Below are 542 nucleotides of genomic sequence, written 5' to 3'. Positions count from 1 at the left end.
AACTCCCTCTGAAGAACCTCCATTGGAAGTCCCCTAGCCGTCCCGTTCGTTCGATCGAGTCCCTCCGCATCGGCTTTACCCAACAGGAGGCCGTCGAACGCAAGTCCTCTAGCGACACAGCCTCCGGTGCTGTTCCACACAGACGACATCAAATCCCGGGTCTACGACAGACTCCCTACTTGAAGATCTACCTGCTACGATGCGATGATAACGACACCTACAAGACCACTGCCCGGAAAGCAGTGCGCGAATGGATCAAAGCCCACGCCTCGACACCGCAAGCCAGCGCGTCGACTACTAGCAGCAACCAAGAGAAACACGATGCTTTCGAATGGCTCATATTGCATGTGGTTCAGGACGGGGATGGCGCCGACAAAGCATCTACCTCGAAATGGGGCCAGAGGAGCACAACGGTGCTAGAGAAGGTCAAGGCCGACTTCAATGGGTCTTCCAAGTCAGCGGTGGACCGGGTGGCTCAGCTGCGGCTTCCCAAGCCCGGGACGTCGCAGAAGCCGGCTGAGTTGCCGGATCAGATCGAGGAT

General features: G+C 57.6%; 1 protein-coding gene. It reads left to right on the top strand.

Annotation, left to right across the window (positions count from 1 at the left end):
- Window positions 1-179: 179 nt before the first annotated feature.
- The coding region (locus tag JS756_RS39000) for a hypothetical protein (protein WP_205387460.1) at window positions 180-542 on the top strand (363 nt) is incomplete at its 3' end.

Origin of the sequence: Streptomyces actuosus, from assembly GCF_016921115.1 — a bacterium.
Taxonomy (GTDB): Bacteria; Actinomycetota; Actinomycetes; order Streptomycetales; family Streptomycetaceae; genus Streptomyces; species Streptomyces actuosus_A.
This window is presented reverse-complemented; position numbering and strand designations above follow the sequence as displayed.